This is a genomic window from Centipeda felix, from assembly GCF_900186465.1.
GTDB lineage: Bacteria > Bacillota > Negativicutes > Selenomonadales > Selenomonadaceae > Centipeda > Centipeda felix.
In genome coordinates, this window is sequence record NZ_LT891958.1 from 45,517 (window position 1) to 57,602 (window position 12,086).

General features: G+C 56.1%; 14 protein-coding genes. 6 read left to right on the forward strand and 8 right to left on the reverse strand.

Translation table 11 applies throughout. The features are described 5' to 3' along the window. Positions 1-8 precede the first annotated feature (8 nt). Positions 9-824, reverse strand: coding sequence for an energy-coupling factor transporter transmembrane component T family protein (locus C1713_RS04615; RefSeq protein WP_102493178.1), 816 nt, complete (start codon positions 822-824; stop codon positions 9-11). A 170-nt stretch (positions 825-994) separates the two neighbouring features. Between C1713_RS04615 and C1713_RS04620 the strand changes: the two genes are divergently transcribed. Then, a complete protein-coding gene (locus C1713_RS04620; protein WP_061946495.1) occupies positions 995-2,218 on the forward strand; it encodes an EAL and HDOD domain-containing protein in 1,224 nt (407 codons plus the stop codon). A 57-nt stretch (positions 2,219-2,275) separates the two neighbouring features. Here the strand turns inward: C1713_RS04620 and C1713_RS04625 are convergent, their stop codons facing one another. Beyond that, a complete protein-coding gene (locus tag C1713_RS04625; protein WP_009754159.1) occupies positions 2,276-3,295 on the reverse strand; it encodes an HD-GYP domain-containing protein in 1,020 nt (339 codons plus the stop codon). A gap of 225 nt (positions 3,296-3,520) precedes the next feature. Between C1713_RS04625 and C1713_RS04630 the strand changes: the two genes are divergently transcribed. The 4 genes from C1713_RS04630 (at position 3,521) to C1713_RS04645 (ending at position 6,147) form a co-directional block, all read left to right on the forward strand. Then, the gene (locus tag C1713_RS04630; protein ID WP_061946494.1) at positions 3,521-4,327 is read left to right on the forward strand and encodes an amino acid ABC transporter substrate-binding protein; all 807 of its coding nucleotides are present in this window, start codon (positions 3,521-3,523) and stop codon (positions 4,325-4,327) included. A gap of 103 nt (positions 4,328-4,430) precedes the next feature. Beyond that, positions 4,431-5,075 carry an amino acid ABC transporter permease gene (locus C1713_RS04635; protein ID WP_061946492.1) on the forward strand — a complete coding sequence of 215 codons (645 nt, stop codon included), beginning with the start codon at positions 4,431-4,433 and terminating at the stop codon, positions 5,073-5,075. Continuing rightward, on the forward strand, positions 5,056-5,838 hold the full coding sequence (locus C1713_RS04640; RefSeq protein WP_102493179.1) for an amino acid ABC transporter ATP-binding protein: 783 nt from the start codon (positions 5,056-5,058) through the stop codon (positions 5,836-5,838). The genes C1713_RS04635 and C1713_RS04640 overlap by 20 nt, the downstream gene beginning before the upstream one ends. 66 nt (positions 5,839-5,904) lie before the next feature. After that, positions 5,905-6,147, forward strand: a complete 243-nt coding sequence (locus C1713_RS04645; protein WP_102493180.1) for a DUF2442 domain-containing protein — start codon at positions 5,905-5,907, stop codon at positions 6,145-6,147. Positions 6,148-6,207: 60 nt separating this feature from the next. On the opposite strand, the gene C1713_RS04650 is transcribed toward C1713_RS04645, so the two are convergent. After that, on the reverse strand, positions 6,208-6,858 hold the full coding sequence (locus C1713_RS04650) for a class I SAM-dependent methyltransferase (protein WP_102493181.1): 651 nt from the start codon (positions 6,856-6,858) through the stop codon (positions 6,208-6,210). Between the two features lie 95 nt (positions 6,859-6,953). Further along, complete coding sequence (locus C1713_RS04655; RefSeq protein WP_102493182.1) at positions 6,954-7,586, reverse strand: hypothetical protein; 633 nt, start codon at positions 7,584-7,586, stop codon at positions 6,954-6,956. Between the two features lie 231 nt (positions 7,587-7,817). On the opposite strand from C1713_RS04655, the gene C1713_RS04660 reads away from it, so the two are divergent. Then, positions 7,818-8,105 (forward strand): nucleotidyltransferase family protein, encoded by a 288-nt coding sequence (locus C1713_RS04660; protein ID WP_009754151.1) that lies wholly within the window; start codon positions 7,818-7,820, stop codon positions 8,103-8,105. 348 nt (positions 8,106-8,453) lie between these two features. Here the strand turns inward: C1713_RS04660 and C1713_RS04670 are convergent, their stop codons facing one another. The 4 genes from C1713_RS04670 to C1713_RS04685 are packed head-to-tail and all read right to left on the reverse strand — an operon-like array spanning position 8,454 to position 12,005. Then, on the reverse strand, positions 8,454-8,942 hold the full coding sequence (locus tag C1713_RS04670; protein WP_009754150.1) for a flavodoxin: 489 nt from the start codon (positions 8,940-8,942) through the stop codon (positions 8,454-8,456). A 1-nt stretch (position 8,943) separates the two neighbouring features. Further along, on the reverse strand, positions 8,944-10,581 hold the full coding sequence (locus C1713_RS04675) for a DUF4127 family protein (protein ID WP_102493183.1): 1,638 nt from the start codon (positions 10,579-10,581) through the stop codon (positions 8,944-8,946). After that, entirely contained in the window at positions 10,581-11,309 is a 729-nt protein-coding gene (locus tag C1713_RS04680; RefSeq protein WP_102493184.1) for a hypothetical protein, read from the reverse strand. Before C1713_RS04680 ends, C1713_RS04675 begins: the two co-directional genes overlap by 1 nt. After that, positions 11,310-12,005: a DUF2225 domain-containing protein gene (locus C1713_RS04685; RefSeq protein WP_102493185.1), complete on the reverse strand. Its 696-nt coding sequence runs from the start codon at positions 12,003-12,005 to the stop codon at positions 11,310-11,312. Positions 12,006-12,086 lie beyond the last annotated feature (81 nt).

Here is a 12,086-nt window from a genome sequence, read left to right on the forward strand (position 1 = left end):
CCACATGCTCAGGGCGCAAAGCTCAGCCCTCCCACACTCACGGCACAGATGCCCGCCGCACCGAGGATAAAGACGACGACAGCCGCATAGTCGACACGCCCGATGTACAGCTCCTTCATCTGCGTACGTCCTTCACCGCCGCGGTAGCAGCGTGCCTCCATCGCCATTGCAAGCTCATCGGCACGGCGAAACGCAGAGAGAAAGAGCGGCACGAGCACGGGTACAATGGCACGCATCCGCCGCACGATACTGCCATGCTCAAAATCCGCCCCACGTGCCTTCTGCGCCTTCATGATGCGATCCAGCTCCTCCAGCAGTGTTGGGATAAAGCGTAAGGCGATCGTCATCATCATCGACAGCTCATGCACGGGAACCCCCACATGGCGCAGCGGAGAGAGAAGTGCCTCCAGCCCGTCGGTCAGGCGCAGCGGACTCGTCGTTAGTGTCAGCAGCGTACTCAACAGGATGAGCAGGATTAGGCGCAGCCCGATATACACGCCGCGTGTCAGCCCCTCCCACGTCGCCGACAGGGGGCCGACGGCAAACAGTTCCGTCCCCGGCGTCATAAAGAGGTGCACGCCGAACGTAAAGAGTACGATCCAGAGAATCGGCCGAATCGAGCGCAGCTGCATTCCAAGCGGAACCTGAGAAACGATCATGAGCAGCGCAATGCTGATGCCAAGCGCAAGAAAGCCTGCTACGTTCTCGACGAAGAAAACGAGCAGCAGGTAGAAGAACAGGAGAACAATCTTGACGCGTGGATCCATGCGGTGCAGGAAGGAATCTCCGGGCATATAGCGTCCGATTTGTATGTCATTCAACAAATTACCACATCCATTTTTTCATTCTTCCTATTATATTATACCATCTGGTCTACTGTTTTTCATTTATTTTTCGAGAAAGCTATGATATATTTTCATAAAATGTCGATATAATATGTATACGAGAATGATAATTTACCGCGATCGTATACAAGATGAAGGAAGGTTCCCTTATGGAAGATGCATTCATCGGGCGTCAGGCGATTCTCGATCTGCAAAAGAATGTCTACGCATACGAGATTCTTTTTCGCAGTGGTCTGAAAAACGCCTTTGACCCCAATCTCGACGGAAATGTGGCAACACAGAGCGTCATGGTCAACGCCATGCTCAATTTTGGCATGAAAAAACTCGTCTCCAACCGAAAGGCTTTCATCAACTTCACAGAGAAGAATCTCCTGTCGCGTGCACCGAAACTCCTGCCCTCCGACAGCATCGTCGTGGAGGTACTCGAGACGGTGCAGCCGACTCCTGAAATTCTCGAAGCCGTACGTGATCTAAAGGATGCAGGCTACAAGATCGCTCTCGACGACTTTGTCCTGCTCCCTGGCTACGAGCCGCTCATCAACATGGCGGACATCATCAAGGTGGACTTTCGCATCACGACAGCTCCCGAGGAGCGTGCCAACCTGCGCAAGGTGCTCCCCCCGCAGGTGCGGCTTCTCGCCGAGAAGATTGAGACAGAGGACGAATTCCGTCAGGCAGTGGAGGATGGCTATGTCCTCTTCCAGGGCTATTTTTTCTGCAAACCCGTCGTCCTGCACCAAAAGAGACTCACCAACAACGAGCTATCGCGTATTCGCCTTCTCAAGGAGGTCAACCGTCCGAACGTTGACTTTAACGCCATCACGGAAGTGATCGGGGCGGATACGAATCTCGTGTACAAACTCCTCACCTATATCAACTCGGTCGGCATCGGACTGACCAACCACGTCTCCAACCTACGGCAGGCTGCTGTGCTCCTTGGCTTCAGCGGGATCCGCAGCTGGGTGACACTCATCAGTCTCCAAACCTTCTCCGAGGACAAACCGAGCGAACTCTTCACCCTCTCGCTCCTGCGTGCAAAATTCTGCGAGCTGATTGCCCGCAGTCTGAACCGGCATGACCTCACGCCGGACACGGGCTTCCTGCTTGGCATGTTCTCCCTAATTGACGTACTGCTCAACCAGCCGATGGCGGAGATACTCAAGGAGCTCACTCTCTCCGACGAGTTGAATGCTGCTCTGCTTGGTGAGGACAACGCTCTGCGCCGTCTGCTCGACCTCGTCATCTCCTACGAACAGGGCAACTGGTCGTCAGTTGTTGCGTGCTGTGCGCATGAACACATCCCATTGGAGGAGATCAGCACGATCTATGACGAGGTTCTCGAATGGTATAACAAACTCCAGGCTGTCTGCTGACAGCGGACACCAAAAAAGCCCATTGGTTCACGCCGATGGGCTTTTCTATGTTCTTTATTATTTCGGGTTGTACTCCAGAATCTTAATCTTCTTCTCCTCATTGAGATCGATGACCTCATCCTCCGAAATCGTCACGATCGGGAGCGGCACAACACCGTGCGGATATGCCGTGATCGTTCCCTCGCGATGATTGCTGAGGAGCACACGCGAGCCGAGGAAGGCATTCTTGATATTCATCAGGACGGGCAGGCAAACCTGCGGATCGAGCGTCGTATACATCTGCCGCGCAATCTCCGTCACCGCATCGAACGGCGTGCGGCGCGGGTAGCCCTCGCGTTCGACCGTGATATTGTCATAGAGATCCGCCACAGCGATGATGCGAGCATAGAGATGAATGTCGTCGCCCTTGCTGTTGAACGGGAAGCCGCTGCCGTCCATGCGCTCATGATGCTGCATCGCCGCAAGGCGCACGCCCTCCGTCAGTCCCGCCACATTGTTGAGGATATGCGCTCCATCTACCGTATGCTGGATGTAGTTCTCATAGTCCTCGCCCTCAAGCGTTTCTACATTCTTTTCGAGCAGACGCTGATCAAAACGCGACTTGCCGACATCGTGGAGGAATCCCGCAAGAACAACATCCTTTGCCGTCTCACGGTCGAGCTTCATCCACTTGGCAATGACCCCCGCGAGGATCGACACACGCAACGAGTGGTTATAGATGTCGCTCGCGAGATGGTTGACCTCATTGAGATAGTCAATCGTTCCGCTGCGGCGTGAGAGCGGCAGCAGATCCTCCTGCACCATCTCATTCGTCTCTTCCACGGGAACCGTGCCCGTCTTCTTTGTCTCCTCAAAGATCGACTTCGCCGTACCGATGACATTCTCATACTGCTTGATGAAGAGATTGCTGCGCGAGAAGATCGGCGAACGCTCCTCCTTCAGCTCCGATTCGTCCTTGATGTAGACAACGGGGATCTTCAGAAACTTCAGGCGCGTGATGTGCGCCTTCGTCAGCTCCGTATTCTCCGACACCACCACCACGCGCTTGGCGTTGACGATCGTCCGCGCTAGGATCATCCCATTCTCAAGATCGTCTACGGATATTGCACGCAAAGCAAGCCCCTCCCTCGGTTTACGTCATTCTTCCTTACGAAATTCTCATGTCTATAAATATTTCGACCTGAAAAGAAAAAAACCTGCTTAATTAAAAAAAACTTGACATATTTTCTTCACCTATCGTATAATACACACACATCAGTACTTTATTGTGTTAAAGCAGTAGAAGGATAAGGAGAAACGAAGATGAACTGGAAAGCGATTCTGACCGGAGCAACGGTACTCGCCTGCTCGGCAGCACTCCTCGCAGGGTGCGGCAGCACTGAGAAAGCCCCCTCGACGGATAATGCGGCAGAGATGGGAAAGATCATCGTCGGACTTGACGACAATTTCCCGCCGATGGGCTTTAAGGACGAGAACAACAAGATCGTCGGTTTCGACGTTGATCTCGCAGAGGAAGCAGCAAAACGTCTCGGTCGTGAGGTTGAGTTCAAGGCGATCGACTGGTCGAGTAAGGAAGCCGAGCTCAAGAGCGGCCGCGTGCAGGTGCTCTGGAACGGTCTCGACATCACCGAAAAGCGCAAGGAGAGCATGCTCTTCTCGAAGCCCTATATGGACAACCACCAGATCATCTTCGTGAAGAAGGGCAACACCGCCGTCACGGATGAGAAGAGCCTCGCGGGCAAGACCGTCGGCACGCAGAGTGCGGGCACGGCGGAGGAGTACATGGACGCCTCAGATTTCTATAAGAAGGAAGTCAAGGAGGTCAAGAAGTACCCCGACTACGTTGCGGCATTCATGGATCTTGAGAATGGCCGTCTCGATGCCGTCATCGGCGACGAGATCGTCGGCCGCTACTACATGAGCAAGCATCCCGACACACTGGATGCGCTCGACGTGGTCGTCGGTCCTGTGAGCGAGTTCGGCATCGCATTCGCGAAGGACAACACGAAGCTGCGCGACGAGGTGCAGAAGGTCCTCGACGAGATGAAGGCAGACGGCACGATCGCCAAGATCTCGACGAAGTGGTTCGCCAAGGACATCACGAAGTAAATGGTTGCCCTTCTGCCGCACGTGGCAGAGGCACAAAGAAAGAGCTGCTGTACGATGTCGAATCATCGTGCGGCAGCCCCTTTTTCTGTAAGGAATATCATTCATGGACAAAACACTGGATACCATCCGTCTCATGCTCGAGGGCTCAGGCATCACCCTCGAGATTTTCTGTGTCACGCTCGCGCTTTCCCTGCCGCTGGGGCTCTTTGTCGCGCTCGGACGACTCTCTCGCTTTCGGCCGCTCAGCCGCATCCTCGAAATCTACATCTGGATTATGCGCGGTACGCCGCTCATGCTGCAGCTGCTCTTCGTCTACTTCGCCCTGCCGATGGTCGGCATCCTGCTCCCCGACATTGCAGCGGCACTGCTCGCCTTCGTCCTCAACTACGCCGCCTACTTCGCCGAGATCTTCCGTGCGGGCATACAGGCGGTGCCGCGCGGTCAATTCGAGGCGGCGCGCGTCCTCGGCATGAGCGGCCCGCTCACCATGCGCCGCATCATCCTGCCGCAGGTACTGCGCATCACCCTGCCGCCCGTCAGCAACGAGACCATCAACCTCGTCAAGGACACATCCCTCGTCTACATCCTCGCCATGAACGACCTCCTGCGCGTCGCGCGCACCATCGTACAGCGCGAGTTTGACATGACCCCCTTCCTCATCGCAGGCATCTTCTACCTTGCCATGACCGCTGTACTCACCTATGGATTCAAAAAACTGGAGGCGCACTATGGCAGATACGGAAACTAAAGACACGATGCTCAGGATGCGCGGCATCCACAAATCCTTTGGTGAGCTCAGCGTTCTCCGCGGGATCGACCTCACCCTCGCGCGCGGCGAGGTGCTCGCCATCATCGGCTCCTCCGGCTCCGGCAAGTCAACGCTCCTGCGCTGCATCAACCGATTGGAGACCATCGACCGCGGCGACATCACGATCGGCGGAGAGGTACTCTGCCATACGCCGGACGGTGCGGCATCGGCGACCTACGCAGACGCTGCCGACGTGCGTCGCATCCTCATGGCGACGGGCATGGTCTTTCAGCAGTTCAACCTCTTCCCCCACATGACCGTGATCGAGAACCTCATCGAGGCACCAATTCACGTCAAGGGGATGAAACGCGACGAGATCCTCCCCTACGCCCGCGACCTCCTCAAAAAAATTGGACTCTCCGACCGTGAGAACTACTACCCGAGCCAACTCTCGGGCGGACAGCAGCAGCGCGTCGCCATCGCGCGCGCCCTCGCCATGAAGCCGGACATCATGCTCTTTGACGAGCCGACCTCCGCCCTCGACCCTGAGCTCACCGGCGAGGTGCTGCACACCATGCGTGACCTCGCTGCCGAGCACATGACCATGATCGTCGTCACACACGAAATGGCATTCGCACGCGAGGCCGCCACCAACGTCGTCTTTATGGAGAACGGTGTCATCGTCGAGCAAGGCGCACCGCAGACATTCTTCCGTGCGCCGAAGGAAGAACGCACACGAGAGTTCCTGCGGAATATGCTATGATACTTGGTATAATAGAGATGATAGGAGAGATATGTGGCCCTCCTCTGCAATAAAGGAGTACATATCATGCTACGGCCTAAAGTACTCGATGTAAAGCCGCTTCCTGATTATAAATTACTGCTGCTCTTTGATACAGGTGAGAAGAAAATTTTTGATGTAATGCCGTACATCAAAGGGTCATGGTACGAAAAGCTAAAAATTCCCGCTGTTTTTCAAACAGTTCATGTATCAGGTGCTACAGTTGCATGGGCAGATGGGCAGGACATTGCCCCACACGAGCTCTATGACGATTCTGTACCCGCTGTTTGATGGAAAATTCCAAGGGAAATACCCTTGTATCCTTAGGACACTGTGCAGCGGTAAAAACTTTTACCGCACGCCCACGACTGCGATCCAATACTCGCCTTCCTTGAGGTGAATCTGTACCTCGCGGAATCCCGCTGCGCGGAAGAGTTGCTCAAACTCTGTGGGGGTCGGGTTCGTCAGCTGATACTCCGCGACCTTGGCACGCGTGCTCTTCGGCAGGTCGTCCCGCCCGCAGATCTCCGCCAGCAGGAGGAACGATCCGCCCTCACGCACAACGCGTGCAACCTCCCGCAGGCTCTCCTCGGGAGTCGGCCAGAAGTAAAAACTCTCCACCGTCACGACGGCATCAAAATGCCCGTCCGCAAACGGGAGTGCCTCAACCGAGCCATGGAGGATCTCCATTCGTCCACGCTCGACCAATGCCGCATTGAAGGCGCGCGACGCCTCCACCGAGGTCTCGGCGTAGTCGATGCCGACGAGGTGCCCCTCCGTCACACGCTCTGCCACGCGCGCGAGCGTATTGCCGCCGCCGCAGCCAATGTCGAGTACCGTATCCGCTGGGTGCAGGGCGAGATACCCAAGTCCCCAGTCCACGAGATGCGCATGGCTTTCGTTCATCCGTGCGAGCATCGTACGCCCCGCATCCCCCTCGGGATGGCGTGGATTCCCCTCTGCCGTTACCTGATCGGTATGCTGCCAATCTGTCTCTGCCATATTGATGCTCCTCTCTATTGTGTATATCCACGAGAGTTTACGGCTTCCCCTTCCACCACAAGCGGGGGAGGCTTTTTTCGCAGGTGTTGGGACGCCTACTCTACGCCCATGGTCTGCTTCGACAGGTCAAAACCGAACTGCACAGGGTCGGCGGGATCCCAGATGCGTGTCTTTTCGTTGTAGCGGACAGGGACGTAGAACGTCGCCATCCCCATCGGCTGGAGTTCCCGATAGGCATCTGCCGTCGCATCGACGGCTGTCTTACGCAGCTCCTCGGGTGCCCCGTTCAGCTTCATACGGGAACGCATGAGAGATGTCGCCTTCTCGCGTGCTGCCATCATATTAAACCGCGTCACCGTCACCTCAACCGTCGCCTGCCCTTCCCCCTGATTTGAGACAGAGGTCTCGATCGATGCGTTTTTCAGTGACTCCATATAGGCATCACCGATCTCCGCTGCCTCCTCGGGCGAGAGATTCGCTCCCGCCGTCTGGAGGGCATTCGCGAACGCCGCCTTCATGTTGAACGCATCCGTCGGTGCACCGTAGGACGTGAGTTTCTTCTGCGCCTCCTCATCCTGCCGTACAAAAGCATCGCAGTAGAGCTGGATGCTCTCGGCAGGGTCTGCCTTTGCCATGCGCCCAAAGGTCGCAAAGTAGAGTGCCGCAAGAATCGCGGCGACAAAGATCCCCACAAAGATGACGGGGAATCGAATCTTAGATGAAATCACTTTTTCTCCTCTATTCCTCTCTGTACCAATTCCTCATATCGCTTCATCAGCTCCGCCACGCACGCCGACTCCGTGAGCTTCGTCGAGAAGCCGTATGCGCGCATCACGGCGCGGTCATTCGCACATTCCTATATTTTATCGTATAAAGTCCCACTCTGTCTAAAGAAAATTTTTCACATTGACTTGAAACCAGAAGAACAAACAGTATATGATATATAGGGAGGTGTCATCATGCTGTCTATTGCCGCCATCAGGAAACGCGTTGCCCCTATTTGCGAAAAATATCCAATACGTAAAGCCTATCTCTTCGGCTCGTACGCACGTGGAAATGCAACAGAAAGCAGTGATGTCGATCTGCGCATCGAGGGGGATATCAAAAGTTTTTTTATGCTAAGCGGTATCTATTCAGATCTCAAAGATGCCCTCGGCACGGAACTCGATCTTCTGAACAAACTCCCTGACTCCGACCTGTTCAAAGAAAATCTCAAACGTGACGAGGTGTTGCTCTATGAACGATAGGGATAAGCGGAATAAGAAATCTCTTTGCCCATGAGTACGAGTCCGCAGATAAGGACTTAGGAAGCACTGATAAATTCGGCACGACCATCTTGACGCATCTTTTTCGCCCGCTTTTCGTTAGCAAATCCTCCACATAGCCTTTGCTATGCGTCCGGTTTGCTGCCTCAATCGGACAAAAAATCTACGCCAATCTGGCAGACCTCATTTTATCAGTGATTCCTTACTATGGGAAACGATCCCAAATGATATCTCAGCACTATACGCACAACTTCAAAAGATCGCCTCATGTTAATGAAGCCACGTAAAAACACGACTGCCGTGCAACGACGACAATCGTGTTTTTCTATGTCAGATCCCAAGCGCCGCGACCCATGAGTTGATCGCCATCGGGGTCTCGCCCATCTCAAAGCGGCGGCCTTCCTTGACGAGTGCGCCCTGCGCTGAGGGGCGCAGATGCGTCACCGTCTGCCCGAGGGAGCTGCCGCCCGAGGTAGCAAACGGCACAATGGTTTTCCCCGTAAGGTCGTAGCTTTCGAGAAATGTATTGATGATGTGCGGCGCAGCGAACCACCAGAGCGGGAACCCGACGAAGATGGTCTCATACGGCGCGAGATCGGGAAGCTCTCCCTCGATCTGGGGGCGGCAGGCTGGGTCGTGCATCTCAACGTTGACGCGGCTCGTCTTATCGTCCCAGTCGAGATCGTCCTCGGTATAGGGGATGACCGGGCGGATCTCGTAAAGGTCTGCGCCGATGACGTCGGCGATCTTATGGGCAACCGTTGCCGTGCGCCGCGAAGGTGATGCAGAAAAGAAGGCGATCATCCGTTTTCCGTACATATTATTTCCTTCCTTCCAAATAATCATGGGCAAAGCCCTGCTGCTCGGGCTGAATGTCCGCCTCAAACATACGGTTCCACGGGAATGTCACGACGACACTGTTCATCTCCGCCATGGGCGGCAGATTGTTCTCGATGAAGCGGTTCATCATGCGCGTGGAGCGCACGGAGACGGCATCCATCTTTGAGCCGAGACTGCCGTAGAATCCGTCACCGCGCAGCCACGTGAGCTGCCGTGCAATCGTATTGCGCACATTCGCCTGATACGCCCAGTCGTCGAGGTAGCGCGTCGTCAGCAGCTGGTCGACGGCGTCCGCATTCATGTGACGGACGAGCATCCCCTCGCCGAGCGCATAGCCCGAGCTGTTCGTCGGGGTGTTCCACCCTGCATAGGCACGAATCTTGTAGAGCAGACCGCGCCGCTGCAGCTCCGCCATGAGCGCGTTGTCCGCGCCGTTGGCAAAGGCAACGTCGGCAATCGAGACGGGATAGCCTCGTGCCACATAGTCCGACACGATATCGGCAAAATACGCCGTCCCCTCGCGCAGCGTTCCGTCATTGACGGGCATATTCGCCTCGTAGGTGCGCCCGTCGGGGTTCGTATTCACCGTGAGGACGACATCCGCCTTCTCCGGCGCGCGCACATTCATCCCACCGGCGGCGAGAATCGCATCGTTGATCGAGGTGCCGATCTTCTCATCCGAGTACGCAGGCACAGTGTCCGCGCCGCGTCCCCAGTTGTAGCGGACGAAGACAAACGGCACCTCATGACGCTGCTCGTTCACTGCGCGCGTCAGCATGAGGAGGGCGATCTCGTCGATGCCTGCCATCGTCTGAAACCGAGTCTTGCCGAGCTCTGCGCCTACTGCCGCGAGATGCCGGCTCTCAAGATGGGTCTGGGAGAACGGCGCATTATCATCACGCCCGAGCGCGAGGTAGTGGAACGTCCCATTCTTGCGCATGAGATTGATGAGGAACTCGTTGACCGCATAGTTCTTCTCGCGTCGTCCCATCCAGTCCGTGAGGGCTTCCTTCGGGATGAGGCGCGTGAGGAACTCATACTCCTTGCGCTCACGGCGCGAGAGCCCCTCGACCTCCTCCTTGTCACGCAGGAGGGTGTAGCGGAAGATATCCGCCCCATAGCGGCGGTAGTACTCCGGCTCCTCATGTCCCGATGCCTCGCCCGTACGCGGCGTGCGCATGATCGAGCCAAAGACGTAGAGCGGCACCTTGGGATTCGCACGGTGCAGCTCCGTAAAGCGCGACGCGCGTGCGAGGATCTGTGCACGCGACTCGTTGTGCTTGCGCGAGCCGACGAGGCTGCCGTAGACCATCGCATCCGAGGAGATAACCGCTGCCTTGACACCGGGCTGTGCGATATTCTCGTGCACCCATGTCCAGAGCTGATCGGGATGTCCCAGATTCTCACGGCTGCCGAGCAGCTCGGTCGGCGGAACGACGACCTCGTAGCCTGCCTTGGTTACGACATCCGCCGTCTGCGTACTCGAGATCGGGCGGCTGTCATGCGGGATGAAGATGATCTTCTCCGTCACGGGTTCCGCCTTTGCCGCGTCCGCCGCCTGCGGCTGGATCCATACGGTGAGCATCGCGATACAGAGCAGCTGAATCAATCGCCTCATCAATGTCCGTCTCCTTCTCCTGTGCTGCTTTGCAGCGCAGCCGATTTTTCCTTCAAAATTGCGCGCAGCGCATCCTTCACATCGTCGGGCACGTTCAGATGTGTATCAAACATGATGCCGCCTTCCTTCACCGTCGCGCCCTCGATCTCCACCATGCTCAGCAGCGAATGCCCGCGGAACGCTGTCGTGCCGAGACGCGACGCCGCGAGGACATCGTGAAAGTCCACCGTGACATTGTTTCCCTTGATATCCACGGGGATGCGATCTGACACATCGAGCCGTCCGACCATGCGCTCGACCATCGACAGCGACAGCCGTGAAAAGAGCCATGAGACGAGTCCGTGATTGGGCAGTTTCTTCTTGTCCACATGGTAGACTGCATAGGACTTCTCCCCCGTATGGACAAACTCCTTGATCGTTCCCGAGAGCTCGATCCGCTTGTATTTCTTATCGGTCGTGCAGACGATGCCGAGATGTCCATCCTCATGCGAGGTGAGCTCTACGGAGCGGATCGTGCTGTCCGTACCGAGGTTATGCGCTATCGCCTCGTTCAGCACCGCGTCGCGGACGAAGAGATGCCCGTCCGCGATCTCGCTGATCGTCTCGCGATCCCACGTATCGCGCAGCACTGTGAGCACGGGACCATAGTCCGCCACTGCGGCACGGACACTTCCCCAGTCGATGCGCTGTACCTGCTCCACCCACTGCGGAGGAATATCAATCGCCATTTAGTTTTCCTTCTCTGCCTCAGCTTTTTTCTCACGCAGATCCATCCAGAGATTCTGTGCACGCTCAAAGAGCTTTGCATCGGACTTGCGAATCTCCTGATCGCTCATGATGCGCGAGAGCATCTGCGTCGCTTTCTCAAAATCGCCGATACGGTAGTACGCCGCACCCGCGATATACATTGCCATATTGTCACTCATGCCGTTGATCGGATAGTGCTCCGTCATGACGGACTTTTCATAGAGCTCCGCCGCACGCCGCAGGCACTCCTCCTCCTTCTCGTGCTCCTCCGTGTCACGGTAGACCCACGCCATGCCCATGCGGTAGCCCGCCTGCTTCTGCAGCGGCCAGCCCAGCTTTTCGGCGAAGTAGAGCCCGAGCTTGTAGGCGCGGATCGCCTCCTCTGTCGTGCGCTCTTCCGTGTACGGGAGGTTGATCGTGCGCCCTTCGAGGAGTTCCTTTGCCTTTCCCTTGTCACGTGCGCTGAGTGCCGCGGGATCAAAATGCTTCTCGTCCGCCGCAAAACCGCAGTGCTCGCACAGCCAGACACGATAGAGGTACGGGTTGACGTCCTTGTAGTGAACGCAGAAATCCTCATCCGTGCTGAGCGTGATGAGGCGCGCCTTCATCTTTGTCACGTGCGTCTTTTCCCCACAGACCGGACAAACTTTCTCCACGGTGTACGTGTACTCTGCCATGATTGCTTCCTCCCCTGAAAACAGTGATTGCTTCCTCTCTAGGATACCATAAAATGCAGAAAAAAGAAAGAAAGGGCAGCG